This window comes from Bacillus sp. T17B1, from assembly GCF_026796395.1.
GTDB classification, from domain to species: domain Bacteria; phylum Bacillota; class Bacilli; order Bacillales; family Bacillaceae; genus Bacillus; species Bacillus spizizenii_A.
This window is the reverse complement of record NZ_JALAYA010000019.1, coordinates 135,352-156,474: the sequence shown is the minus strand read 5'-3', so window position 1 is coordinate 156,474 and position 21,123 is coordinate 135,352. Positions and strand designations below refer to the sequence as shown.

The 21,123-nt window shown below is 41.8% G+C and carries 23 protein-coding genes; 19 read left to right on the top strand and 4 right to left on the bottom strand.

The window, feature by feature from the left end; all coding sequences use genetic code 11:
* The first annotated feature begins 104 nt into the window (after window positions 1-104).
* From MOF34_RS10525 to MOF34_RS10460, 14 genes are all read left to right on the top strand, one after another.
* Window positions 105-515 carry a cytidine deaminase gene (locus tag MOF34_RS10525; protein ID WP_268400112.1) on the top strand — a complete coding sequence of 137 codons (411 nt, stop codon included), beginning with the start codon at window positions 105-107 and terminating at the stop codon, window positions 513-515.
* A complete protein-coding gene (era, locus tag MOF34_RS10520; RefSeq protein WP_268400111.1) occupies window positions 496-1,401 on the top strand; it encodes a GTPase Era in 906 nt (301 codons plus the stop codon). Before MOF34_RS10525 ends, era begins: the two co-directional genes overlap by 20 nt.
* Before the next feature lie 144 nt (window positions 1,402-1,545).
* Window positions 1,546-1,689, top strand: a complete 144-nt coding sequence (locus tag MOF34_RS10515; RefSeq protein WP_003230053.1) for a YqzL family protein — start codon at window positions 1,546-1,548, stop codon at window positions 1,687-1,689.
* Window positions 1,690-1,725: 36 nt separating this feature from the next.
* A complete protein-coding gene (gene recO / locus MOF34_RS10510; protein WP_268400110.1) occupies window positions 1,726-2,493 on the top strand; it encodes a DNA repair protein RecO in 768 nt (255 codons plus the stop codon).
* A gap of 297 nt (window positions 2,494-2,790) precedes the next feature.
* The gene (glyQ, locus tag MOF34_RS10505; RefSeq protein WP_003226213.1) at window positions 2,791-3,678 is read left to right on the top strand and encodes a glycine--tRNA ligase subunit alpha; all 888 of its coding nucleotides are present in this window, start codon (window positions 2,791-2,793) and stop codon (window positions 3,676-3,678) included.
* Entirely contained in the window at window positions 3,671-5,710 is a 2,040-nt protein-coding gene (glyS, locus tag MOF34_RS10500) for a glycine--tRNA ligase subunit beta (protein WP_268400109.1), read from the top strand. The genes glyQ and glyS overlap by 8 nt, the downstream gene beginning before the upstream one ends.
* Before the next feature lie 132 nt (window positions 5,711-5,842).
* Entirely contained in the window at window positions 5,843-6,481 is a 639-nt protein-coding gene (ccpN, locus tag MOF34_RS10495) for a transcriptional regulator CcpN (RefSeq protein WP_003237058.1), read from the top strand.
* A gap of 25 nt (window positions 6,482-6,506) precedes the next feature.
* Complete coding sequence (locus MOF34_RS10490) at window positions 6,507-7,319, top strand: pyruvate, water dikinase regulatory protein (RefSeq protein WP_003226219.1); 813 nt, start codon at window positions 6,507-6,509, stop codon at window positions 7,317-7,319.
* A 253-nt stretch (window positions 7,320-7,572) separates the two neighbouring features.
* Complete coding sequence (locus tag MOF34_RS10485; RefSeq protein WP_268400108.1) at window positions 7,573-8,067, top strand: YaiI/YqxD family protein; 495 nt, start codon at window positions 7,573-7,575, stop codon at window positions 8,065-8,067.
* 33 nt (window positions 8,068-8,100) lie between these two features.
* Entirely contained in the window at window positions 8,101-9,912 is a 1,812-nt protein-coding gene (dnaG, locus tag MOF34_RS10480; RefSeq protein WP_268400107.1) for a DNA primase, read from the top strand.
* Between the two features lie 198 nt (window positions 9,913-10,110).
* Complete coding sequence (rpoD, locus tag MOF34_RS10475; RefSeq protein WP_003226225.1) at window positions 10,111-11,226, top strand: RNA polymerase sigma factor RpoD; 1,116 nt, start codon at window positions 10,111-10,113, stop codon at window positions 11,224-11,226.
* A gap of 328 nt (window positions 11,227-11,554) precedes the next feature.
* Window positions 11,555-11,917 carry a cytochrome c550 gene (gene cccA / locus MOF34_RS10470; RefSeq protein WP_019715007.1) on the top strand — a complete coding sequence of 121 codons (363 nt, stop codon included), beginning with the start codon at window positions 11,555-11,557 and terminating at the stop codon, window positions 11,915-11,917.
* A 253-nt stretch (window positions 11,918-12,170) separates the two neighbouring features.
* On the top strand, window positions 12,171-12,821 hold the full coding sequence (gene trmK / locus MOF34_RS10465; RefSeq protein ID WP_268400180.1) for a tRNA (adenine(22)-N(1))-methyltransferase TrmK: 651 nt from the start codon (window positions 12,171-12,173) through the stop codon (window positions 12,819-12,821).
* Complete coding sequence (locus tag MOF34_RS10460) at window positions 12,814-13,935, top strand: Nif3-like dinuclear metal center hexameric protein (RefSeq protein ID WP_268400106.1); 1,122 nt, start codon at window positions 12,814-12,816, stop codon at window positions 13,933-13,935. Before trmK ends, MOF34_RS10460 begins: the two co-directional genes overlap by 8 nt.
* 22 nt (window positions 13,936-13,957) lie before the next feature.
* On the opposite strand, the gene MOF34_RS10455 is transcribed toward MOF34_RS10460, so the two are convergent.
* Together MOF34_RS10455 and vrrA are read right to left on the bottom strand one after the other, a co-directional pair.
* Window positions 13,958-14,902 (bottom strand): 4-hydroxy-3-methylbut-2-enyl diphosphate reductase, encoded by a 945-nt coding sequence (locus MOF34_RS10455; RefSeq protein WP_019715004.1) that lies wholly within the window; start codon window positions 14,900-14,902, stop codon window positions 13,958-13,960.
* Between the two features lie 122 nt (window positions 14,903-15,024).
* Window positions 15,025-15,717, bottom strand: a complete 693-nt coding sequence (vrrA, locus tag MOF34_RS10450; RefSeq protein ID WP_268400105.1) for a VrrA/YqfQ family protein — start codon at window positions 15,715-15,717, stop codon at window positions 15,025-15,027.
* 168 nt (window positions 15,718-15,885) lie between these two features.
* On the opposite strand from vrrA, the gene cshB reads away from it, so the two are divergent.
* Together cshB and MOF34_RS10440 are read left to right on the top strand one after the other, a co-directional pair.
* Complete coding sequence (gene cshB / locus MOF34_RS10445; protein WP_019715002.1) at window positions 15,886-17,202, top strand: DEAD-box ATP-dependent RNA helicase CshB; 1,317 nt, start codon at window positions 15,886-15,888, stop codon at window positions 17,200-17,202.
* Window positions 17,203-17,211: 9 nt separating this feature from the next.
* Window positions 17,212-18,105, top strand: a complete 894-nt coding sequence (locus MOF34_RS10440) for a deoxyribonuclease IV (protein WP_019715001.1) — start codon at window positions 17,212-17,214, stop codon at window positions 18,103-18,105.
* A 26-nt stretch (window positions 18,106-18,131) separates the two neighbouring features.
* On the opposite strand, the gene MOF34_RS10435 is transcribed toward MOF34_RS10440, so the two are convergent.
* On the bottom strand, window positions 18,132-18,386 hold the full coding sequence (locus MOF34_RS10435) for a DUF2624 domain-containing protein (RefSeq protein WP_019715000.1): 255 nt from the start codon (window positions 18,384-18,386) through the stop codon (window positions 18,132-18,134).
* Window positions 18,387-18,501: 115 nt separating this feature from the next.
* Here MOF34_RS10435 and MOF34_RS10430 point away from each other — a divergent pair, with 115 nt between their 5' ends.
* Window positions 18,502-19,383, top strand: coding sequence for a YitT family protein (locus MOF34_RS10430; RefSeq protein WP_268400104.1), 882 nt, complete (start codon window positions 18,502-18,504; stop codon window positions 19,381-19,383).
* 139 nt (window positions 19,384-19,522) lie between these two features.
* Complete coding sequence (zur, locus tag MOF34_RS10425; protein WP_019714998.1) at window positions 19,523-19,960, top strand: zinc uptake transcriptional repressor Zur; 438 nt, start codon at window positions 19,523-19,525, stop codon at window positions 19,958-19,960.
* Between the two features lie 36 nt (window positions 19,961-19,996).
* On the opposite strand, the gene MOF34_RS10420 is transcribed toward zur, so the two are convergent.
* Window positions 19,997-20,578: a nucleotidase gene (locus MOF34_RS10420; protein WP_019714997.1), complete on the bottom strand. Its 582-nt coding sequence runs from the start codon at window positions 20,576-20,578 to the stop codon at window positions 19,997-19,999.
* Between the two features lie 133 nt (window positions 20,579-20,711).
* Here MOF34_RS10420 and MOF34_RS10415 point away from each other — a divergent pair, with 133 nt between their 5' ends.
* The gene (locus tag MOF34_RS10415) at window positions 20,712-21,101 is read left to right on the top strand and encodes a DUF308 domain-containing protein (protein WP_080010326.1); all 390 of its coding nucleotides are present in this window, start codon (window positions 20,712-20,714) and stop codon (window positions 21,099-21,101) included.
* The last annotated feature ends 22 nt before the right edge of the window (window positions 21,102-21,123 follow it).

Genomic DNA, 21,123 nt, shown 5'->3' with positions numbered 1-21,123 from the left:
CATTTATTTTACATTTTTAGAAATGGGCGTGAAAAAAAGCGCGCGATTATGTAAAATATAAAGTGATAGCGGTACCATTATAGGTAAGAGAGGAACATGTACACATGAACAAACAAGAATTAATAACAGAAGCTTTAAAAGCACGTGATATGGCATATGCGCCGTACTCCAAATTTCAAGTAGGAGCCGCTCTTCTTACCAAGGATGGAAAAGTGTACAGAGGCTGCAACATCGAGAACGCGGCATACAGCATGTGCAATTGCGCTGAGCGTACCGCTTTGTTTAAAGCTGTTTCCGAAGGAGATACAGAGTTTCAGATGCTGGCCGTTGCGGCTGACACCCCAGGACCGGTATCTCCGTGCGGAGCCTGCCGCCAGGTGATTTCTGAGCTTTGCACAAAGGATGTTATTGTTGTACTGACTAATTTAAAAGGACAAATAAAAGAAATGACTGTGGAAGAATTATTGCCAGGCGCATTTTCATCGGAGGATTTACATGACGAACGAAAGCTTTAAATCAGGATTTGTATCCATTATCGGAAGACCAAACGTAGGAAAATCTACATTCTTGAACAAAGTCATTGGACAAAAAATCGCAATTATGAGCGATAAGCCCCAAACGACGAGAAACAAGGTGCAAGGAGTTTTGACGACAGGCACATCACAAACGATTTTTATTGACACACCAGGGATTCATAAACCTAAGCATAAGCTTGGGGACTTTATGATGAAAGTGGCGCAAAATACATTAAAAGAAGTTGATTTGATCTTGTTTATGATCAACGCCGAGGAAGGCTACGGGAAGGGCGACGAATTCATCATTGAGAAATTGCAGAAGATGTCTACGCCTGTATTTTTAATCGTAAACAAAATTGACAAAATTCATCCCGATCAATTGCTTCTGTTAATTGACGAATACCGCGGACGTTATCCTTTTAAGGAAATTGTTCCGATTTCTGCTTTAGAAGGAAATAATATCGAAACATTGCTCGCTCAGATTGAAGCATATTTGCCGGAAGGGCCGCAATTCTATCCGAGTGATCAGGTAACCGACCACCCAGAGCGCTTTATCATTTCTGAATTAATCAGGGAAAAGGTACTGCATCTGACGAGAGAAGAAATCCCGCACAGCATTGCGGTAGCCATCGGATCCATCAAAGCACAGGACAACGGTTCTGTGCACGTAGCGGCAACGATTGTGGTCGAACGGGATTCCCAAAAAGGCATTGTGATTGGAAAAAAAGGAAGCCTGCTGAAAGAGGTTGGAAAAAAAGCGAGAGCGGATATTGAAGCACTGTTAGGCTCCCGTGTCTACCTTGAATTGTGGGTCAAAGTGCAGAAAGACTGGCGTAATAAAATGTCCCAGCTTCGCGATTTTGGCTTTAAAGAGGACGAATATTAATCTCCTTGCTGTGTCATTTTCTCACAGCAAGAGGGATACATTAGCAAATATTGTTTAACATGAAATGGAGGACATCTGGTCAAGATAAAGGTAAGAATTTGGAATTTAGGTAAGCTAGTTTAACTACAGAAAGGTGGGTTTCTTGTGTTGAATTTTACCTGGAACGTATTTTCTCAAACAGGAAATGTTGATACGTATCTTCTTTTTAAAGAACTGGAAAAAGAGAACATGGAAAGACCCGAAGAACTAGAAGATGAGCTAGCCCGATTTGATTATCCAATTTTATAAACCTCTTGGCCGCTCCTGCTTTAGGAAGGTGCGGAAATGCTGACAAAATGTGAAGGAATCGTTCTTCGCACAAATGATTACGGAGAGACGAATAAAATCGTTACATTACTGACAAGAGAACACGGAAAAATAGGTGTTATGGCAAGAGGCGCCAAAAAACCGAACAGCCGTTTATCAGCAGTCAGCCAGCCCTTTTTGTATGGTTCGTTCCTAATGCAAAAAACATCGGGCCTCGGAACCCTTCAGCAGGGTGAAATGATCCTCAGCATGAGAGGCATCAGGGAAGATTTATTTTTAACAGCATATGCTGCGTATATTGCTGAGCTAGTGGACAAAGGCACAGAAGAAAAGAAGCCAAACCCTTATTTGTTTGAATTTATTTTAGAATCGTTTAAACAGCTGGATGAAGGAACAGATCCGGATGTCATCACCTTCATTGTTCAAATGAAGATGCTCGGTGTCATGGGGCTGTATCCTGAGCTGAATCACTGTGTGCTTTGCAAAAGCCAGGACGGGACCTTTCATTTTTCTGTTCGTGATAACGGTTTTATTTGCCATCGCTGCTTTGAAAAAGATCCTTACAGGGTTCCAATTAAACCGCCAACGGCAAGGCTTTTGAGACTGTTTTATTACTTCGATCTGTCTAGGCTGGGCAATGTGTCCTTAAAGCAGGAAACAAAAGCTGAGTTAAAGCAAGTAATTGATTTATACTACGAAGAATATTCAGGGTTATATTTAAAGTCAAAGCGCTTTTTAGATCAAATGGAAAGCATGAAACATCTAATGGGTGAAAACAAAAGTTGACATCTGGTCCATCTTTTTATATGATCATTTATTATAAAATATGTTGCAGTGAGAGAAAGAAGTACTTGCGTTTACCTCATGAAAGCGACCTTAGGACGGTGTAAGCTAAGGATGAGCACGCAACGAAAGGCATTCTTGAGCAATTTCAAAAAAAGAGGCTGGGATTTTGTTCTCAGCAACTAGGGTGGAACCGCGGGAGAACTCTCGTCCCTATGTTTGCGGCTGGCAAGCATAGAGACGGGAGTTTTTTGGTTGCTGCCGCAGTCATTTTATGAAGGAAAAGTGGAGGTGCTTGAAATGAATATTCAAGACATGATTCTAACATTGCAAAAGCATTGGTCCAGTCAGGGCTGTGTGCTTATGCAGGCTTACGATGTAGAAAAAGGGGCCGGCACGATGAGCCCGTATACGTTTTTGCGCAGTATCGGTCCGGAGCCGTGGAAAGTGGCTTATGTAGAGCCTTCCAGACGCCCTGCAGACGGCCGCTACGGGGAGAACCCGAACAGACTGTATCAGCATCATCAGTTTCAGGTCATTATTAAACCGTCTCCTGACAACATTCAAGAGCTGTATTTAGATTCCTTGCGCGCTCTTGGAATTGATCCCCTTGAGCACGATATTCGCTTTGTTGAAGACAATTGGGAAAACCCATCTTTAGGCTGCGCAGGTCTTGGCTGGGAAGTATGGCTTGACGGAATGGAAATCACACAATTTACGTATTTCCAGCAGGTCGGAGGACTAGAGTGTAAACCGGTTTCTGTAGAGATTACGTACGGAATTGAGCGTCTCGCGTCTTATATCCAGGATAAAGAAAATGTTTTCGACTTGGAATGGACGTCAGGGTTTACAGTAAAAGATTTATTCATGATGGCGGAATACGAGCATTCCGTTTATACGTTTGAAACGTCAGATGTTGATATGCTGTTCCAATTGTTCAGCACGTATGAAAAAGAAGCGATTAAGCAAATGGATAACGGACTTGTTCATCCTGCATATGACTATGTGCTGAAATGCTCGCACACCTTCAACCTGCTTGACGCCAAAGGTGCGATCTCTGTTACCGAACGGACAGGCTATATTGCAAGAGTGCGAAATTTAGCGAGAAAAGTAGCAAAAACCTATTATGAGGAACGAGAAAAACTAGGGTTCCCAATGCTTAAAGGGGAGGGTTCTTCTCATGAGTAAACAGGATTTACTTTTAGAGATCGGTTTAGAGGAAATGCCGGCGCGCTTTTTAAATGATAGCATGGTTCAGCTTGGTGAGAAGCTGACAGGCTGGCTTAAAGAAAAAAATATCACACACGGTGAAGTGAAGCTCTTCAATACACCAAGACGCCTTGCTGTCTTCGTAAAGGATGTAGCAGAAAAGCAGGATGATATAAAAGAAGAGGCGAAAGGGCCTGCGAAAAAAATTGCCCTTGATGCAGACGGCAACTGGACAAAAGCGGCAATCGGCTTTTCAAAGGGCCAAGGCGCAGACGTTAAAGATCTGTACATCAAAGAAGTAAAAGGCACAGAGTATGTATTTGTGCAAAAGTTCCAAGCCGGCCAAGAAACGAAATCGCTTCTGCCGGAACTGAGCGGTTTGGTTACTAGCTTACATTTCCCGAAAAACATGCGCTGGGGAAATGAGGATTTGCGTTATATCCGGCCAATCAAATGGATTGTCGCTTTATTTGGACAGGAGGTCATTCCATTTTCGATCACAAACGTTGAGTCTGGACGGACAACACAAGGACACCGTTTCCTTGGACATGAAGTGTCAATTGACTCACCTTCAGCTTATGAAGAGCAGCTGAAAGAACAGCACGTTATTGCTGATCCAAACGTCCGGAAACAAATGATTCAATCTCAGCTGGAAGCGATGGCTGCAGAAAACAATTGGAGCATTCCAGTTGACGAAGATCTTCTTGATGAAGTGAATCATTTAGTAGAATACCCAACAGCTCTTTACGGTTCATTTGAATCTGAGTTTCTGTCCATTCCTGAGGAAGTGCTTGTCACGACAATGAAAGAGCATCAGCGCTACTTCCCAGTCAAAGACAAGAACGGAGAATTGCTCCCTCACTTTATCACAGTCAGAAACGGGAACAGCCACGCGATCGAAAATGTGGCCCGAGGCAATGAAAAAGTGCTGCGTGCGCGTTTATCTGATGCTTCATTCTTCTACAAGGAAGATCAGAAACTAAACATTGATGCAAATGTGAAGAAGCTTGAAAACATTGTTTTTCATGAAGAGCTTGGTTCTCTTGCTGATAAGGTTAGAAGAGTTACTTCAATCGCAGAAAAGCTTGCCGGCCGTCTACAGGCTGATGAAAATACATTAAAACATGTGAAGCGGGCTGCTGAAATTTCTAAATTCGACCTCGTTACGCATATGATATACGAATTCCCTGAGCTTCAAGGAATTATGGGTGAAAAGTATGCGAGAATGCTTGGCGAAAATGAAGCTGTGGCTGTGGCAGTCAACGAACACTATATGCCTAGATCAGCAGGCGGAGAAACGCCCTCTACTTTCACCGGAGCTGTTGTAGCAATGGCGGATAAGCTAGACACAATCGTTTCATTCTTCTCTATCGGTGTTATTCCGACCGGTTCTCAGGATCCTTATGGGCTGCGTCGCCAAGCGAGCGGTATTGTTGCGATTCTTCTTGACCGCAACTGGGGAATTTCGTTTGAAGAGCTGCTTACTTTTGTACAAACGGATAAAGAAAATGAACTGCTTGATTTCTTCACTCAGCGTCTGAAGTATGTCTTAAATGCTGAACAGATCAAACACGATGTCATCGATGCCGTGCTGGAAAGCTCTGAGCTTGAGCCGTACTCAGCGCTGCATAAAGCACAAGTTCTGGAACATAAGCTTGGTGCACCGGGATTTAAGGAAACAGCTGAAGCATTAGGCCGAGTGATCTCTATCAGTAAAAAAGGAGTCCGAGGAGACATTCAGCCTGATTTGTTTGAAAATGAATACGAGGCCAAACTGTTTGATGCCTACCAAACAGCGAAGCAAAACCTGCAGGAAAACTTCAGCAAAAAAGATTATGAGGCGGCACTTGCTTCACTTGCAGCCTTAAAAGAACCGATCGATGCTTACTTCGATCATACAATGGTTATAGCAGATAATGAGACATTAAAGGCAAACCGTTTGGCGCAAATGGTAAGCTTGGCGGATGAGATCAAGTCCTTTGCGAATATGAATGCCCTTATTGTAAAATAAAGATAGAAAAGGCGGTTGCTGTGTAATCGGTAATCGTCTTTTCCCCATTTATAAGTTTTTTGTTTGATTACAAGATATTTACGATATAATATGGATTATTATTTCTTTACATAGATATGAAGTAAAAAGGTGGTGAGTACGATCGAACTAAATAAACGGCAAGAACATATTTTGCAGATTGTAAAAGAAAACGGGCCGATTACAGGGGAGCATATTGCAGAAAAGCTGAACCTAACCAGAGCAACATTGCGTCCGGATTTAGCCATACTCACCATGTCAGGATTCCTTGAGGCGCGTCCGAGAGTCGGTTATTTCTACACTGGAAAAACCGGAACACAGCTTTTGGCGGATAAACTCAAAAAGCTTCAGGTGAAAGACTTTCAATCTATCCCCGTCGTGATTCATGAAAATGTTTCTGTGTACGATGCGATTTGCACCATGTTTTTAGAAGATGTAGGTACTCTGTTTGTGGTGGACCGTGATGCTGTATTAGTCGGGGTGCTTTCACGAAAAGACTTGCTGAGAGCGAGCATAGGCCAGCAGGAGCTTACATCTGTCCCTGTTCACATCATCATGACAAGGATGCCGAATATTACGGTGTGCAGACGCGAGGATTATGTGATGGACATTGCAAAGCATTTGATAGAAAAACAAATTGATGCACTGCCTGTCATCAAAGATACCGATAAAGGCTTTGAAGTAATCGGGAGAGTGACAAAAACAAATATGACAAAAATACTTGTCAGTTTATCTGAAAATGAAATCCTATAAGATCGCAAACTAACGGGGGGATAATATGAATAACCGCATCATCTATGTTGTATCGGATTCCGTCGGTGAAACAGCTGAATTGGTAGTAAAAGCAGCGCTCAGCCAATTTAACGGTTCAGCGGACGATACACATGTCAGAAGAATTCCTTATGTTGAAGATATAGGCACTATCAATGAAGTGATTTCACTTGCAAAGGCAGACGGCGGCATTATCTGTTTCACACTAGTTGTGCCCGAAATCAGAGAATATTTGATTGCCGAAGCGGATAAAGCAAATGTTTTATATTATGATATTATCGGCCCGTTAATTGATAAAATGGAAACAGCCTACGGTTTAACGGCGAAATACGAACCGGGGCGGGTGCGCCAGCTTGATGAAGACTATTTTAAAAAAGTGGAAGCGATCGAGTTTGCAGTTAAATATGATGATGGACGTGATCCAAGAGGGATTTTAAAAGCTGATATCGTTTTGATCGGGGTATCCAGAACGTCTAAAACCCCGCTGTCTCAATATCTCGCCCACAAGCGCCTGAAGGTTGCAAATGTTCCGATTGTTCCCGAGGTTGACCCGCCGGAAGAACTCTTTAACGTTGATCCGAAAAAATGCATTGGCTTAAAGATTAGCCCAGATAAACTGAATCATATCAGAAAAGAACGGTTAAAATCACTTGGGCTTAATGACAAAGCGATCTATGCAAATATCAACAGAATCAAAGAGGAACTGGAATATTTCGAAAAAATTGTGGACAGGATCGGGTGCCAGGTTGTTGATGTTTCAAATAAAGCGGTTGAAGAAACAGCAAATATTATCCATCATCTCAAAACAAAAAATATGTAACTCAGGACGCTCTATCCTGGGTTTTTGGCTATGCAAATAGGGAATAATGAAAAATAATAGCATCTTTGTGAAGTTTGTATTATAATAAAAAATTGTGATAAAATGATTAATTTTAGGTTTAAGGTTCGTGTGATACGAATAAACTATTATGGGTAAGATGTCAAGAATTTCTCCCGGAAATTTTTCGACAAATTCATATACGTCCGCATTGATAAAGGATGTGCGATTTTGCTTGCTTTTATGCAGGAGTTTAATGGAGGGATGGAGAATTACTCTTCTTAATGAACAAGAAAAGACGATTTTTGTCGATGCAGATGCTTGTCCGGTAAAAGATGAAATTTTACAAACAGCATCTGAGTATGAAGTTGAAGTTCTTTTTGTCGCTTCATTTGAACATTATCAGCTTTCCAGAAGCAATGAAGAAAAATGGAAATATGTTGATCCTCATAAAGAAGCTGCTGATTTATATATCGCAAATCACGTAAAACCGGGAGATATTGTTGTGACGCAGGACATCGGGTTAGCATCCCTGCTGTTGAACAGAAATGTCTCCGTCATGTCGGAAAGAGGGCGTCTTTACAAAGAAGGCACGATTGATTTTGCTCTTGAGAGCCGTCATTTTTCCGGCAAACAAAGGAGAAAAGGCATATACGCCAAAGGGCCTAAAAAATTGAATAAAGAAGATCGAGAACGATTTATTACTCTGCTGCAAAAAATCCTGTCGAATGATGAAGGGATTTTGCACTAAAGCATCGAATAATGTACGACGGAGTGTTATAAGATGGGAAATCGGATACCAGATGAAATTGTGGATCAGGTGCAAAAGTCGGCAGATATCGTTGAAGTCATAGGTGATTACGTTCAATTAAAGAAGCAAGGCCGAAACTACTTTGGACTCTGTCCTTTTCATGGAGAAAGCACACCTTCGTTTTCCGTATCGCCCGACAAACAGATTTTTCATTGCTTTGGCTGCGGAGCGGGCGGCAATGTTTTCTCTTTTTTAAGGCAGATGGAAGGCTATTCATTTGCCGAATCGGTTTCTCACCTTGCTGACAAATACCAAATTGATTTTCCAGATGATATAACAGTCCATTCCGGGGCCCGGCCAGAGTCTTCTGGAGAACAAAAAATGGCTGAGGCTCATGAGCTCCTGAAGAAATTTTACCATCATTTGTTAATAAATACAAAAGAAGGTCAAGAGGCGCTGGATTATCTGCTTTCAAGAGGCTTTACGAAAGAGCTGATTGATGAGTTTCAGATCGGCTATGCTCTTGATTCTTGGGACTTCATTACGAAATTTCTCGTAAAGAGAGGCTTTAGTGAGGCGCAAATGGAAAAAGCGGGTCTCCTGATCAGACGAGAAGACGGAAGCGGATATTTTGACCGTTTTAGAAACCGCGTCATGTTTCCAATCCATGATCATCACGGAGCTGTTGTTGCTTTTTCAGGCAGGGCTCTTGGCAGCCAGCAGCCTAAGTATATGAACAGTCCTGAAACACCGCTCTTTCATAAAAGTAAACTGCTTTACAATTTTTATAAAGCCCGCCTTCATATCAGAAAGCAGGAAAGAGCGGTCTTATTTGAAGGATTTGCCGATGTCATATCGGCTGTAAGCTCGGGTGTAAAAGAAAGCATAGCTACAATGGGAACGTCTCTGACAGATGATCATGTCAAGATCTTGAGAAGAAATGTCGAAGAAATCATTCTTTGCTATGACTCTGATAAAGCCGGTTATGAAGCCACTTTAAAAGCTTCAGATCTTCTGCAAAATAAAGGCTGCAAAGTCAGAGTTGCAATGATTCCTGACGGATTGGACCCTGACGATTACATCAAAAAGTTCGGCGGGGAAAAATTTAAAAACGACATTATCGACGCCAGTGTCACCGTAATGGCGTTCAAAATGCAATATTTCCGCAAGGGAAAGAACCTGTCTGATGAAGGAGACCGCTTAGCTTACATTAAAGACGTACTGAAAGAAATCAGCACGCTTTCAGGGTCCCTTGAGCAGGAAGTCTACGTAAAACAGCTTGCTTCAGAGTTTTCGCTTTCACAGGAGTCTTTAACCGAGCAGCTGTCTGTTTTCAGCAAGCAAAATAAACCTGCTGACAATGGCGGTGAAACGAAAACACGGCGAGCGCATCTGACGACAAAAGCAAGGCAAAGACGTCTGCGTCCGGCGTATGAAAATGCAGAAAGGCTGTTACTCGCCCATATGCTTCGAGATCGGAGCGTTATCAAAAAAGTGATCGACCGCGTAGGCTTTCAATTTAACATTGATGAGCACCGCGCATTAGCCGCCTATCTTTACGCTTTTTATGAAGAAGGTGCCGAGTTGACGCCTCAGCATCTGATGGCCAGGGTGACGGATGATCAAATTAGCCAGCTCTTGTCAGATATACTAATGCTTCAGATTAATCAAGAGCTCAGCGAAGCCGAGTTATCAGATTATGTAAAAAAAGTGTTGAATCAAAGAAATTGGTCAATGATAAAAGAAAAAGAGGCGGAAAGAGCCGAAGCCGAAAGACAAAAAGATTTTTTAAGAGCTGCTTCTCTGGCTCAAGAAATCGTTACATTGAACCGATCTTTAAAATAACTGAAAAACCGGTGAGGAGCATTTATTGGCAATGATTCCTTGCGGAGGAGCAAATAGATCGCTTAACCTCATCATGAATTGTCATTTCATTATTCGCACATTATTAAAGGCAGTTCACATAGAAAACGCCTGAATGGACCGAATAAGAATCATACCGCTTATAGAATTCGTTGCAAGCTTTGGAAGGAGGGATCCATAATGGCTGATAAACAAACCCACGAGACAGAATTAACATTCGACCAAGTGAAAGAGCAATTAACAGAGTCTGGTAAAAAACGTGGCGTTTTGACATATGAAGAAATTGCCGAGCGTATGTCCAGCTTTGAAATTGAATCAGACCAAATGGATGAGTATTATGAATTTTTAGGTGAACAAGGTGTTGAATTAATTAGTGAGAATGAAGAAACAGAAGATCCTAATATTCAGCAGCTTGCCAAAGCCGAAGAAGAATTTGACCTTAATGACCTAAGTGTACCGCCTGGCGTCAAAATCAATGACCCAGTTCGTATGTATCTAAAGGAAATCGGCCGGGTTAACCTTCTTTCTGCAAAAGAAGAAATCGCCTACGCTCAAAAGATTGAAGAGGGTGACGAAGAATCTAAACGCAGATTGGCTGAAGCGAACCTACGGCTTGTTGTCAGTATCGCAAAACGGTATGTCGGACGCGGAATGCTGTTTCTTGATCTGATCCAGGAAGGTAACATGGGTCTGATGAAAGCCGTTGAAAAATTTGATTACCGTAAAGGTTATAAATTCAGTACGTATGCTACATGGTGGATCAGACAGGCGATTACTCGCGCCATTGCCGATCAGGCGAGAACGATCCGGATTCCCGTTCATATGGTTGAAACCATTAATAAATTAATCCGTGTGCAGCGTCAACTGCTACAAGATTTAGGCAGAGAGCCAACACCTGAAGAAATTGCGGAAGATATGGATTTAACACCTGAAAAAGTACGTGAAATTTTAAAGATCGCACAAGAGCCGGTATCGCTGGAAACACCGATCGGTGAAGAAGATGATTCGCATCTTGGTGATTTCATTGAAGACCAGGAAGCAACTTCACCATCAGACCATGCCGCATATGAGCTATTGAAAGAGCAGCTGGAAGATGTACTTGATACGTTAACTGATCGTGAAGAAAATGTATTGCGTCTTCGATTCGGTCTTGATGACGGCCGTACAAGAACATTAGAAGAGGTCGGCAAGGTATTTGGAGTAACGAGAGAGCGTATTCGACAAATCGAAGCCAAAGCGTTGCGGAAACTAAGACATCCTAGCAGAAGTAAACGTTTGAAAGATTTCCTCGAATAAGATGGAACGGGTCTTGCAGATCCGTTCTTCTTTTTTTCAAAAATGTATATGGATAATATGCCTTTATTTTACTGAAAAATGATGTCATTTGCAAATGGACAATGTGATGAAAAATTTCAAATATGATTCCATATTTTCTATTGTAAGCGTATACAATGCATTATACAATAGAATAAGATGGATATCAGAGAAATAGGCATGTTTCTATTCAATTTTGTATAAATTGTGAATAAAAAACTTTTGAATAGCAATCCATTTACTTTTTGTAAAAATAAGTTAGAATTAGAAGTGTTTACATAGGGGGAAGGATCAAAAAGGGGGAAGGGAAATGAAATGGAACCCGCTTATTCCATTTTTATTAATCGCTGTTTTAGGAATTGGTCTAACTTTCTTTTTATCAGTAAAGGGGCTTGATGACTCTCGGGAGATTGCAAGCGGCGGAGAAAGTAAATCTGCTGAAAAGGAAGATGCAAACGCTTCACCGGAGGATATTTACAAGGCAAACTGTATCTCGTGCCATGGTGAAAATTATGAAGGTGTTTCCGGTCCGAGCTTAAAAGGTGTAGGGGATAAAAAAGATGTCAGTGACATTAAAACAAAGATCGAAGAAGGTGGCAATGGAATGCCTTCCGGTCTTGTTCCGGCTGATAAGCTAGATGATATGGCAGAGTGGGTGTCAAAAATTAAATAAAAAATCTACCTTTCTCCTAATACGTTCTCAGGCCGCCGAGATGTTCTCGACAGCCTTTTATTTTTGTCTGCGTATGTAGACACACATGAAAAGAAAAGACTGAAAATCGTTCGCTCAGCTTGGATTCCGGGCTGATTTTTTATATGATAGTATAGGAAAAAATGATTGAGAAAAGTTGTGATGAAAAGTGAACGAATTAAATTTATCTAAACGGTTGCAAACAGTAGCGAAATACATACCGAATGGAGCGGTGATGGCCGATATCGGGTCTGATCACGCTTACCTTCCTTGTTATGCAGTGCTGAATCATAAAGCCAGCGGGGCAATTGCGGGAGAAATAACAGACGGCCCGTTTTTGTCTGCCAAGCGGCAGGTTGAAAAATCAGGTTTAAGTACGCACATTTCTGTAAGACAGGGAGACGGCCTGGAAGTCATTAAAAAAGGTGAAGCCGATGCCATTACGATTGCAGGAATGGGCGGTTCTTTAATCGCTCACATTTTAGAAGCGGGTAAAGACAAATTAACGGGGAAAGAACGTCTTATTTTACAGCCGAATATTCATGCTGTTCATATCAGGGAGTGGCTTTATAAAGAAGGATATGCGCTGACAGATGAAGCGATCTTGGAAGAAGACGGAAAGTGCTATGAGGTGCTTGTCGCTGAAGCGGGAGACAGAGATGCGGCTTATGCCGGTATTTCTTTATCAGCTGGTATGCTCGTCGGCCCTTTCTTGGCAAAAGAAAAGAGTGCTGTCTTTTTGAAAAAATGGACACAAGAGCTTCAGCACACGCAAAACATATATGAACAGATCAGCCGAGCTGCAAGTACAGAGCAAAATAAAGAGAAATTAAAGGAGCTCGCCGATCGAATGCAACTGCTAAAGGAGGTTATCAATCATGGCTAAAAGCGAAAATGGACAGCAGATTATCCAACTGTTTGAACAATTTTCCCCGAAAGCCTATGCGGTCGAAGGCGATAAAATCGGCCTGCAAATCGGCACTTTAAATAAACCGATTAAAAATGTGATGGTTACACTTGATGTGTTGGAGAGTGTTATTGATGAAGCGATTGAAAAAGAGGTTGATTTGATTATTGCACACCATCCTCCTATTTTCAGGCCGCTCAAGCATATTTCAACAGATCAGCCTGCAGGTAGGTTAATTGAAAAGTGTTTGAAGCATGATATCGCTGTTTATGCAGCCCATACAAATTTAGACATTGCGGACGGCGGCGTAAATGACTTGCTTGCTGAAGCATTAGAGCTGAGTGAAACGGAGGTGCTGGTTCCTACTTATACTGATCCTCTGAAAAAGCTGGCCGTATACGTGCCGAAGGAATATGAAGAGAAGGTCAGAACAGCGCTTGGAAATGCGGGAGCCGGCCATATCGGCGAATACAGCCATTGCGCATTCTCATCTGAAGGAATCGGCAGCTTTAAGCCATTGGACGGCGCTAAGCCTTTTATCGGTGAAGTGGGAGAGCTTGAGCTTGTTCATGAAGTTAGGCTAGAGACTGTGTTTCCTAAAAGCATCGAAAAAGCTGTTATAAAGGCAATGATAAAAAGCCATCCATATGAAGAAGTCGCTTACGACATCTATCCTGTCGAACAGTCTCCTGCCGAAAAAGGGCTCGGCCGTGTCGGAACACTTAAAAATGAGATGACGCTTAAGGAATTCGCTTTATTTGTAAAAGACAAGCTTGAAGTGAATGGCGTCAGAATGGTGGGTGAAGCTGACAGCTTGGTGAAGAAGGTAGCTGTTCTAGGCGGAGATGGGAACAAGTATATTCATCATGCGAAACGAAAGGGCGCCGATGTTTACGTCACAGGAGATTTATACTTCCATGTTGCTCATGATGCGATGATGCTAGGCCTAAATGTTGTTGATCCGGGCCATTATGCGGAAAAAATCATGAAAGAAGGCGTCACGAGAAAATTGACGTCAATGTGCAAGGATAAAAAGCTGGACGTAAATATCTTTGTTTCTGAAACAGATACAAATCCATTTGCATTTCTATAAAAAAACTGAGGCTTATATAGCCTCAGTTTTTTGCTTTTACTTTCGGGAGTATTTTTTTGAGCGGTATATTGTGTTCCGTTGTCCAAGTTGATGGATCTTCATGCTTATATTGCTCTAAAAAGCGAATGACTTCTTTTGTGATCGGAGTTGGTGTTGAAGCCCCCGCAGTAACTGCAACGGTATTAACGCCTTTCAGCCATTCGAGCTTTAATTCGCTTAGGTCGCCGATTCGGTATGCTTTTGTGCCGGCTATTTCCTCTGACACTTGAGCGAGCCTATTTGAATTGTTGCTTTTCGGATCGCCGACAACGATTGTTAAGTCAGCTTTTTTCGCTTGTTCTGATACAGCTTCTTGCCGTACTTGAGTAGCGAGGCAAATCTCTTGATGATATTCGACATGAGGATATTTCTCTTTGACAAGCTCCATGATGTCGTGAACATCCCATTGAGACATCGTTGTCTGATTGGTCACGATTAATTTCTCTGCTTTGATATCAAGGTTTTTCACATCTTCTTCTGTTTCAACTAAGTGAACGATCTCAGGCGCTACACCAACGGCTCCTTCAGGCTCTGGATGCCCTTTTTTGCCGACATAGATCACGTGGTAACCTTTATCTTTCATCTCTAGAATTAAATTGTGAGTTTTTGTCACATCTGGACATGTAGCATCAATTGCGACTAATCCTTTTTCCTCAGCGATTCTTCTGACTTCGGGAGAAACACCATGCGCAGTGAAAATAACAGTTCCTTTTTCAACCTGCTTCAGGATGTCCAGACGGTTAGCACCGTCCAAAGTAAAGATTCCTTCCTCTTCAAACGCATCAGTGACGTGTTTATTATGAACAATCATCCCGAGTATATAGATGGGCCTTGGCAAGCTTTTATCTAGTGACGCGTTTTTGGCAATGACCATAGCATCAACTACGCCATAGCAATAGCCGCGCGGCGAAATTTTTATTACGTCCATTTCCGGTTGTCCTCCAATACTGAAGTGAGTAAAGGCAATATAAAAAGCCGTAATCAAACGGCTCTATTCTTGCATTCTTCTAATTTCATTATAGCCAATCTTACTTCAGATATCAAAGAATGTTAAATATATAATCTTGGCTTTGAACTGCTTGATGTTCTTTTCGGAGAAGGAGAGGCATCTTCATTTTTCTTCGGAGCAGATGTTTTTGATTTCTTAGATAGAGAAGAACTTTTAGATTGTGATTTTTTGTTCCCATCTGAGATTTTGGCTTGAACCTCGTTCTCTGTTTTTGAGGTTTCTTGTGAATCTGTTTGATTTTCATTTTCCACATTGTTCTCAGTATCATCACTTTTACTTAATTGGCTGTACAGCTTCATCATTGCCGGCAGATTGCGGACTAATGGGCCGTACTGCTGAATCATGGGGGTGACTTGCTGTGCCATGCCGAGCACTTTTTGCACATTCCCAAGCATACTGGATAAAGATGCAGGATTGGCGATATTTTGAATGCTTTGCAGACCTGTTCCCCCGCTCGCTGCTGCGCCTGCTCCTGGTGCTCCGGCGCCGCCAGCGCCTCCTCCGCCGGGTAAGAACCTTGACAGCATCCCCTTTAAGCCTCCGCCGGCACCATTTCTCGCCCCGGCATTTGCCTGAGGAAGAAATTGTCCGGATTGCTGAAAACCTTGCTGCTGCGGTCTAAATGAAGGTCTTGGCATATTAGGCGGTCTTCTGCCCATCATTTGCTGATTTGGCATGGGGCGGGGCGGTCCAGGCTGCGGATAATTTCTCATCGGCTGCTGCGGTGAAAACATACTTGTACCTCCTTTCAGCTCTCTCTGCTATTAGAATATGCATGGGCTGCGGTATTTGCTTTACATAACTGAATAAAACAAACGCCTTGCAAACGTGGTGTTTTTAAGCAAAATCGGGTATAATGTGATGATGGACACATAATGTGCCGCTTTAAGGAGCTGGGAAAAATGAAAGAAACGAAATTTGAACTTTATGAATTGAAACCATTTATTATAGATGCAGTACACCGTCTAGGTTTTTACGAACCGACTGATATTCAGAAAAGGCTGATTCCTGCAGTGTTAAAAAAAGAAAGCGTCATCGGCCAGTCACAGACGGGAACTGGAAAGACGCACGCTTATTTACTTCCTTTAATAAACAAAATTGATCCTGGCAAGGATGTCGTTCAGGTTGTCATTACGGCTCCGACTAGAGAGCTTGCCAACCAGATTCATCAGGAAGCGCTTAAAATCACACAGGGTGAGGAAGGCAGCCAGATTCGCTCGAAATGTTTTATCGGAGGCACAGATAAACAAAAATCGATTGATAAATTGAAGACACAGCCGCATCTTGTAGTCGGTACACCCGGCCGGATTGCCGATTTAATCAAGGAACAGGCGTTAAGTGTTCATAAAGCAGAATCTCTCGTCATTGATGAAGCGGATTTAATGCTGGACATGGGATTTATTGCAGATGTAGATTATATTGGTTCCCGCATGCCTGAGGATCTGCAGATGCTTGTGTTCTCAGCAACGATACCGGAAAAGCTGAAACCATTTTTGAAAAAATATATGGAAAATCCGAAATACGCCCACGTGGAGCCGAAACAGGTGACTGCTGCGAAAATCGAGCATATTCTCATTGCTTCAAAACATCGTGACAAGGACAAGCTCCTTTTTGACATCATGTCTCATCTGAATCCATACTTGGGCATTGTGTTTGCCAATACGAAAAACACTGCTGACCATATCGCTCAATATTTAACTGGTAAAGGTCTGAAAATCGGGCTGCTGCACGGCGGACTAACGCCTCGTGAACGAAAAAAAGTCATGAAGCAAATCAATGATTTGGAATTTACTTATGTCATTGCAACTGATCTTGCCGCAAGAGGCATTGATATTAAAGGTGTCAGTCATGTTATCAACTATGAGCTGCCGGATGATCTCGATTTCTATATTCACCGTGTGGGCAGAACGGCTCGCGCCGGTTCATCAGGACAAGCGATGACCATTTACGAGCTTTCTGATGAGGATGCATTAGCCAGACTTGAGAAAATGGGCATCGAATTTGATTACTTAGAGCTTGAAAAGGGCGAGTGGAAAAAAGGCGATGACCGCCAGCGCCGCAAAAAACGCAAAAAAACGACGAACGAAGCGGATGAAATTGCACATCGTCTTGTGAAAAAGCCGAAAAAGGTAAAGCCTGGATATAAAAAGAAAATGAGCTACGAGATGGAGAAAATCAAGAAAAAACAGAGAAGAAACCAATCTAACAAAAGAAAGTAGGGGAACCTGTTGCTGAGAATAGGCTCACACGTCTCTATGAGCGGAAAACATATGCTTCTTGCAGCTAGCCAGGAAGCAGTCTCTTATGGAGCAAACACGTTTATGATCTATACGGGCGCACCGCAAAATACGCGCCGAAAGAAAATTGAAGACTTAAATATAGAAGCTGGCCGGGCACATATGCAAGAAAACGGCATTGACGAGATTATTGTACACGCGCCTTATATTATTAATATTGGCAACACGACAAATCCGTCCACTTTTGAGCTAGGTGTCGATTTTCTTCGTTCTGAAATTGAACGGACAGCGGCCATCGGAGCGAAGCAAATTGTCCTTCATCCTGGCGCTCATGTGGGAGCGGGAGCTGAAGCAGGCATCAAAAAAATTATTGAAGGTTTAAATGAAGTGATTGATCCGAATCAAAATGTCCAAATTGCATTAGAAACAATGGCAGGAAAAGGATCAGAAATCGGCAGAAGCTTTGAGGAGCTTGCACAGATTATCGATGGCGTTACGCACAATGAGCATTTGTCAGTATGCTTTGACACGTGCCATACACATGATGCCGGATATCAAATTGTCGAAGACTTTGACGGAGTGCTGAATGAGTTCGATAAAATCGTTGGTATTGACCGTATTAAAGTACTTCATATCAATGACAGCAAAAATGTCAAAGGTGCAAGAAAAGACCGCCATGAAAACATTGGCTTTGGCGAAATCGGATTTGATGCACTGCAATATGTTGTTCACCATGAGCAGTTAAAAGACATTCCAAAAATTCTTGAAACGCCGTATGTCGGTGAAGATAAAAAGAATAAAAAACCGCCATACCGTTTTGAGATTGAAATGCTGAAAGAAAAACAATTTGATGACACATTGCTTGAAAAGATTTTACAGCAATAAAAAATGGGGGAGCTATCCCCCATTTTTTAGGTTGTAAATTGTTTGAATAGTTCATTAACAGTTTGGGCTGTTTCTTTTGATGTAATTGCCTCTACTTGTTTCAGCAGCCGCATTCGTTCACTCTCATTAAAAATGTTCACATTTTTTCCGTATAACAGGTTTGCTACTTCAATGGCCTGCGGTCTTGTTAAACTGATTCCGTATTGTTTTGAGTACTTGAGCAAATCGTCAGCAGTAGCCTGATTAAGCCGCTGCAAAATAATTCTTTGAAATAAAATCATCGACCATTCCACCTCCAGACTTAATGTATGGGCAAAACAATAAAATGTGTCAGTGTTTAATGGTAAAATAGATTTATAATGTATTTAAAATAGTTATTGCAGGAAAGGAGATTTTATGACCCCAACAAAACAACATAAGAGAGAAACATTTTCCCACTTTATTTTCAGGGTTTTCATGGTTCTGGCAGGAGCTGCATGTGCGGCTGTAAGTATAGAATTATTTTTAATCCCCAATGATTTTATTGATGGCGGGATCATCGGTGTATCACTAATTTTAGACCACCTCTTTAAGTCAACCCCAATTCTGAATTTCGCTTTATTTGTTGTCATGTTAAACATTCCTTTTATGATCTTCGGATATAAATATATCGGTAAGACCTTCCTTGTCTCTACGATGATTGGGATTGTTGGGCTTGCCGTTATTGAATCATCGCTTCACCATGTAGAAGCCATTACAACTCAGCCTATTTTGGCCACTGTATTCGGAGGTCTTTTACTCGGCTTTGGAGTCGGGCTCGTTATTCGAAACGGAGGTTCAATGGATGGTACAGAAATTCTCGGTATTTTGCTGACGAAAAAGCTGCCGTTTTCAGTAGGTGAGTTCGTTATGCTCATCAATGTATTCATTTTCATTTGGGCTGTTTTTGTGTTCGGTCCTGAGCAAGCAATGTACTCTTTCATGACATATTATATAGCGATGAAAACAATTGATGCCGTCATTCAGGGGCTTGATGAAACAAAAGCTGTTATGATAGTATCAGATCAGTATGATGAGATTTCCGACGCGATTTTGCACCGTCTCGGTCGCGGGACAACCAAGCTGAAGGGGAAAGGCGGATATACGGACGAAGAAAAGGACGTGATTTACGCGGTTGTCACAAGGCTGGAAGTGACTAAGCTAAAATCGATCGTATTTGAAGTCGATCAAAATGCTTTCATAACAATTATGAATACTCATGAAACGAGAGGCGGGAAATTCAAAAACGCAATCCACTAGGCTTTCATTTACTTTTATTCATTTTATGGGTATAATTTTATCTACAGTAGAGAAAATGGCTTGCTGGTCAGACAGCTGCCATTTTCTTTTTCATACATGTGATACGTTCTTAAGAGCATAGCGAAAAGGGGGAACCTTCATGAACGTACAAGAAGCGCTGAACCTATTGAAAGAAAATGGATATAAATATACAAACAAACGGGAGGATATGCTGCAGCTTTTTGCTGATTCAGACAGATATCTTACCGCTAAAAACGTACTATCTGCATTAAATGATGATTATCCTGGCTTAAGCTTTGATACAATCTACAGGAATCTTTCTTTATATGAAGAACTTGGTATTTTGGAAACAACCGAGCTGTCGGGTGAAAAACTCTTCCGATTTAAGTGTTCATTTACCCATCATCATCATCACTTTATCTGTCTTGCCTGCGGTAAAACAAAGGAAATTGAATCATGCCCGATGGACAAGCTTTGTGATGATTTGGATGGCTATCAGGTCAGCGGGCATAAATTTGAGATTTACGGCACATGCCCTGATTGTACAGCGGAAAATCAAGAAAGCACGACTGCGTAATTGCAATGAGAAAAGGAGCCCAGTGTGGCTCCTTTTTCAGTTCCTGACCCGTATGAAGTGATGTTTGTTTTTATTGATCCATTGAACGGCTTCTAGCCAGTTGTTTACTCTGATGATGTTTGAATCAATCGGAAGCTGATTATAAGGGGAATTGAATAAAATGACCGGTATACCGGCTTCTTTCGCGATCATCATCGCGTTTCCGTGATGATCCTCAAAAAACAAGTCGATGTTATGATTTTTAACTGCCTCAACTTTATGATGACCGCCAACGAGTTCGATGTGGTCATAGTGAATGTTTTGCCTCTCAAACCATTCATAGGTAATATCAGTTAAATGAGTCCGTCTCGCTGTAATATAAATAAGCTTGTGCTCCTCTTTGAGGAGGTCAAGTGACTGTTTTGCATGCTGTGCAAGCAATGCTTCCTTATATATGGTTGCTTCATTTTGATTCATCCATTCCCAAAATTCTTCCTGCGAAATGTTTAACAGCTTTGTTAAATCATAATCCGTCATATCGTTTAATGAAATGGAAAGATTAAACGAGCGGTTTAAATATGGGACGAATGTATCCTGAGCCGTAATTGTGCCGTCAATATCTATTCCTAAGCGTAACATGCCCACACTCCTTCAGTTTCATCCCTTCAAGTGTAACATAAACAATTGACATTAACAGAAAAGTTTAGCAAACATGAATCAGGCGAAATAGATCAAACTATAAAAGCTCCTTTAATAAAAACAGAAGGGGGAATTGAAGGTGGCAAACGATTACGAAAAACGTGATAACAACGGTTACTATGTTGATCAAGGTTCTGAAGGAACAAATATAACCCGCGACAATGATGGTTTTTTTGAGGAAACGGCAGCTGAAGTCGCCGAACCTTACCGTGCTGCTGACCGCAGCAATGACCGAGACAATGACCGCAGCGGCGGCAATGTCAATGAAGGACGGGGAATAGGGTATATTGCTCTAGCCTTGTCCATTATTTCATTGTTTGTACTGCCTGTTTTATTGGGAGCTGCCGGTATTATTGTCGGCTATATCGCAAGAAGAAGAGGTGCCCAAGGCCTTGGAGCTTGGGCGATGGGTATCGGTGTCATCTCATTAGTGCTTGGAATATTTATTATTCCTTTCTTCTAACACAAAAAAGCTTGACGGGTTC

Coding starts and splice junctions, on each gene's coding strand:
- MOF34_RS10525 (WP_268400112.1), top strand. CDS start 105: ATGAACAAACAAGAATTAATAACAGAAGCTTTAAAAGCACGTGATATG.
- era (WP_268400111.1), top strand. CDS start 496: ATGACGAACGAAAGCTTTAAATCAGGATTTGTATCCATTATCGGAAGA.
- recO (WP_268400110.1), top strand. CDS start 1,726: ATGCTGACAAAATGTGAAGGAATCGTTCTTCGCACAAATGATTACGGA.
- glyQ (WP_003226213.1), top strand. CDS start 2,791: ATGAATATTCAAGACATGATTCTAACATTGCAAAAGCATTGGTCCAGT.
- glyS (WP_268400109.1), top strand. CDS start 3,671: ATGAGTAAACAGGATTTACTTTTAGAGATCGGTTTAGAGGAAATGCCG.
- MOF34_RS10490 (WP_003226219.1), top strand. CDS start 6,507: ATGAATAACCGCATCATCTATGTTGTATCGGATTCCGTCGGTGAAACA.
- MOF34_RS10485 (WP_268400108.1), top strand. CDS start 7,573: ATGGAGGGATGGAGAATTACTCTTCTTAATGAACAAGAAAAGACGATT.
- dnaG (WP_268400107.1), top strand. CDS start 8,101: ATGGGAAATCGGATACCAGATGAAATTGTGGATCAGGTGCAAAAGTCG.
- rpoD (WP_003226225.1), top strand. CDS start 10,111: ATGGCTGATAAACAAACCCACGAGACAGAATTAACATTCGACCAAGTG.
- cccA (WP_019715007.1), top strand. CDS start 11,555: ATGAAATGGAACCCGCTTATTCCATTTTTATTAATCGCTGTTTTAGGA.
- trmK (WP_268400180.1), top strand. CDS start 12,171: ATGGCCGATATCGGGTCTGATCACGCTTACCTTCCTTGTTATGCAGTG.
- MOF34_RS10460 (WP_268400106.1), top strand. CDS start 12,814: ATGGCTAAAAGCGAAAATGGACAGCAGATTATCCAACTGTTTGAACAA.
- MOF34_RS10455 (WP_019715004.1), bottom strand. CDS start 14,902: ATGGACGTAATAAAAATTTCGCCGCGCGGCTATTGCTATGGCGTAGTT.
- vrrA (WP_268400105.1), bottom strand. CDS start 15,717: ATGTTTTCACCGCAGCAGCCGATGAGAAATTATCCGCAGCCTGGACCG.
- cshB (WP_019715002.1), top strand. CDS start 15,886: ATGAAAGAAACGAAATTTGAACTTTATGAATTGAAACCATTTATTATA.
- MOF34_RS10435 (WP_019715000.1), bottom strand. CDS start 18,386: ATGATTTTATTTCAAAGAATTATTTTGCAGCGGCTTAATCAGGCTACT.
- MOF34_RS10430 (WP_268400104.1), top strand. CDS start 18,502: ATGACCCCAACAAAACAACATAAGAGAGAAACATTTTCCCACTTTATT.
- zur (WP_019714998.1), top strand. CDS start 19,523: ATGAACGTACAAGAAGCGCTGAACCTATTGAAAGAAAATGGATATAAA.
- MOF34_RS10420 (WP_019714997.1), bottom strand. CDS start 20,578: ATGTTACGCTTAGGAATAGATATTGACGGCACAATTACGGCTCAGGAT.